The sequence below is a fragment of the Hominimerdicola alba 8 genome (assembly GCF_000178155.2).
Taxonomy (GTDB): domain Bacteria; phylum Bacillota; class Clostridia; order Oscillospirales; family Ruminococcaceae; genus Hominimerdicola; species Hominimerdicola alba_C.
The window spans coordinates 1-3,130 of the sequence record NZ_ADKM02000046.1; the positions used below are offsets into that span (position 1 = coordinate 1).

The 3,130-nt window shown below is 42.9% G+C and carries 3 protein-coding genes and 1 pseudogene; 1 reads left to right on the forward strand and 3 read right to left on the reverse strand.

Annotated elements, in window-relative coordinates; genetic code table 11:
• On the forward strand, positions 1 to 1,384 hold a 1,384-nt coding region (locus tag CUS_RS04235), incomplete at its 5' end, for a hypothetical protein (protein WP_002847711.1).
• 64 nt (positions 1,385 to 1,448) lie between these two features.
• On the opposite strand, the gene CUS_RS04240 is transcribed toward CUS_RS04235, so the two are convergent.
• The 3 genes and pseudogenes from CUS_RS04240 to CUS_RS20170 all read right to left on the reverse strand — a co-directional run.
• Complete coding sequence (locus CUS_RS04240) at positions 1,449 to 2,135, reverse strand: SOS response-associated peptidase (protein WP_002847712.1); 687 nt, start codon at positions 2,133 to 2,135, stop codon at positions 1,449 to 1,451.
• 23 nt (positions 2,136 to 2,158) lie between these two features.
• A pseudogene (locus tag CUS_RS04245) lies at positions 2,159 to 2,722 on the reverse strand (DNA/RNA non-specific endonuclease); the annotation flags it as partial.
• Positions 2,723 to 2,851: 129 nt separating this feature from the next.
• A partial coding sequence (locus CUS_RS20170; RefSeq protein WP_207635693.1) for a hypothetical protein occupies positions 2,852 to 3,130 on the reverse strand: 279 nt, incomplete at its 5' end.

Genomic DNA, 3,130 nt, shown 5'->3' on the forward strand with positions numbered 1-3,130 from the left:
CGCCAAAAAGCTGGATAAGAAGTATTATGCCAAAGGCGAGTCGATTTATGTTCTGCATCGCAGAACACTACAAACAGCAAAAAGTATAATCGACCTTATCAATGATATTCCAGCCGACGATCTGTTCCTTGAGCTGTATATGCTTGTCAAAGATAAGGAATTTGGAAGTTTTGTAGGCAGATACCAGTATGTATTGGAAATAGCTAAGGAAAAGCCCGATACTTTCGCTGAACAGCTATACGAATTCTATCTGAAAATGTCTGCGGACATAAAGAAGAACAATTATTATCAGGGGTTCTTTGAGTTTATGTCCTATTTTCAGAATGAAGATATGCAAGCTATGGACGCAAAGCGGCAGCTCGTATATAGGGCTTATGTCAATCTGCTGATGAATCAGACAGAATTTTTACGCAAAAACAAGTTTGAACTTAATAAAATGGTCGCCGGTGTGTCAACAAAGGGCGAACTGATCGAGGTTGATGACATCTGTCCGAGCCTGGACTTCTGCGTTCATGAAATAGAGCATATAGCACTCATGACACCTGATAAGCTAACACCTGATACCATGTTAAAAGTGTATGCTAAGCGTGGCTATAAGGTCAATTCGTGGGAAGATACGGAGATTCTTCGTATTACACAGCAGCTCCACACCAATGTAGTGGCGTATTTAACTCCCTACATCAATGAATTTACGATAGATATTATCCCACAGGCAAGTTTCAGTCCTGTCCTCGGAGAGTATCTGAAAGATGTTCCGGTCTTAGTCAAAAACAGCGATGCTTTCAAAGAAACCCTCTGTCACCGTCGCAAAACGCTCTCTGCGAACGGATTGAAGATTCATTTTGAAAACAGCACTTTCACAAAAGATGTGCTGCTCAAAGAGATTTATCATAACGGTGCGATCGTGTGCCTTTATCGTATCGAAACTTCTCAGGGCGAAACGGCAGGCTTCTATAATACACAGACAAATCAATTCGTTTCGATGTTCACACACACCGAGGAACAAACTACTCTGTTGGGAAACTATATCGAGAATACGATTCTATGGTGTTATGCGGCATTTGTAGGATCGGATACAAGTATTCTGCCAACCGCAGAGTCTTATAACGAGTATCTCAGCGATCCAAACGCAGAGATCACATTCACCTCAATAGGCGGAAAGCTGCGAGTTCCGACGGAAACCAAGCATATTCGTACCATTGCAGGAGATGACCGCTATGAAACCGAGGTCAAGCATATAAGCGGTTATATCCGTAAGCTGCCGGACGGACAGAAGGCTTCGGAACGGGCGGTAACTCTTGCTCAATCGCTCGGTTATGACCTTGCAGACAATGAAACCTATGTACAGCCGTTTGAGCGTTCAAGCTGGATAATCAGGAAATAATTATTACAAGAGGGCTTTTGCACAATGCAGAAGCCCTCTTGTTATCTATGAAAGAGATAATATTCTATGTCTGCATAAACGCAGGCTTCGGCTCAGGATAGTCAATCGCTTTCTCCATAACCATATTCGTCAAAGCCTTTTTCGCTATCCTGCCTGGATCACTGTCAGGGCGCACCCACTCACGCAAGCTGTCTTTGCCGAGAATAAGAGGCATTCGGTCATGGATAGAGCTTACGGGTTCTACCGATTCTCTTGTTATGACTGCAAACATCGGTATCTGAACACCTCTATGCTCCTCAAAGCGGTACAGTCCTGCAAGGTATGTGATCTCAGCCCCTTCCGGCTGTATCGCATACTTTTCTTTTTTTATGTTCCGCTGTTCATTTGCGTTATGGTAGCCGACCTCGGAGGGCGGTATGCCCCATTCGTAGTACCACGATGCTGGTATCACACATCTCCGTCTAAACCAAGAGTCTTTCCATACGGGCTTCTGTTCTGCTGTTTCGATACGGCAGTTGATAAGCGGTTTTGATGATTGTTCGACCGTGAAGCCCCATATCATCGGGAACACCGCCATATTGCCTTGCTTGTTCGGAGCGAACACCGCTGCCATATCAGTGGGACGGATATTGCCCGACATTGTTTTAGGCTTTGACATAGCGTTCATCATGCTAAATGCAAGCGGAAGTTGTTGAGCCTTATCTATTATTGGCGATAAAGACTTATAATCTGCATAAAACCAAGTACACATGATAGCATAGCTCCTTTACATCATTATGTTGGGTTACACCTTTTACATGGTGAATAGCCTTGTTCGATTACCTCATCTATATTACCTGTGAACTCTTGCTTGTTGTGTTCCGCCATATCTTCAACCGAGGAACACCACGGATAATGGATTTTCTTCGTGTTTTTGTTTAGTATATAGGTCTGAGAAACATCATCTTCTGCACCTGGAATTGATCTATCATCTACAACTTGCGATTCTTCTTCCACATAAGTATCAAGCACGATGTCGCTATCCGTATCGAGCCAGTTGTCACCAGTTGCATAGTCTATCCCCACTCCTGGCTGAGAATTATAGCAGAACACATTGAAGCATAGTCCTTGACCACTATCCTCAACAGACAATCCCTCCATAAGAACGCCTGTTGCGACTAAATTGTTACCCTCAAAGACAGGCGTAACCCTATACATTACATGATTTCCTGTCGATCTGATATATTCAGCCGTTTTGTTTTCAAACGGCAGCATACCCTGAGTATTCATGTATCTGGTGCCTGTTATCAAGTTGCTTAGGTTTGCGTTTTCGCCTGTGAGCTGATAGCCGATCAAATGACAACGGTTGTATTATCTTAAGAAATGTATATGTTCAACTTCGGTTCAACCCACCCAAAGCTATTTATTTTAAGGAAAAACGCAATCACATCCCACAATTTTACCGTTTTCAAAATCTGAACACGAAAATCAGTTTTTTTTACGTATGATAGTACATCTTAGGCTGTATATTGTCTTGTCTCTGTCGGCCAGCTGCTCTTTTAACCGCTTATTCTCTGCACGTAGCAGAAGCTCTTGACAATCCCGTTTAGCCATTAAAGTCTTTTCTTCCTGAAGCCGATGTACTTTCTCTTTAAGAGTTTTAATTTTGTTCGTAAAGGTCATCTCTGTAGTCTTCATCATGTGACAGGTCCAACAACTTTTGCAGCAACCCATCGTAGCTATAGAAGGTTGTTCTGGATTTCCATG

What these genes read in the sequence shown, in the direction of transcription:
- CUS_RS04240 (WP_002847712.1), bottom strand. Translation starts at nt 2,135, where the DNA reads ATGTGTACTTGGTTTTATGCAGATTATAAGTCTTTATCGCCAATAATA.